Annotated in this window: 1 protein-coding gene; it reads left to right on the forward strand. The window is 63.0% G+C overall.

What is annotated here, in order from left to right:
- The coding region (locus SB749_RS20795) for an ATP-binding cassette domain-containing protein (protein ID WP_410711988.1) at nt 1-238 on the forward strand (238 nt) is incomplete at both ends.

A 238-nucleotide genomic window follows, 5' to 3' on the forward strand; every position in this document is an offset into this window, starting at 1 on the left:
GGTGCTGACCATTCCAGAGGGGATCAGCGTACGCGAGCTGGTGGGGTATGGACGAAGCCCTTACAACGACCTCTGGGGCCGACTGAAAGCCAGCGACCGCAGGATCGTCGATGAGGCAATCGAACGCGTTCAGATAGGCGAGCTGGCCGATCGATGGCTGCACGATCTGTCCGGTGGCCAACGACAGCGCGCATGGCTGGCAATGGTGCTCGCACAGCGTGCGCCCCTGGTACTGCTG

It is taken from the genome of Brevibacterium sp. SIMBA_078 (assembly GCF_046534565.1).
Classification (GTDB): domain Bacteria; phylum Actinomycetota; class Actinomycetes; order Actinomycetales; family Brevibacteriaceae; genus Brevibacterium.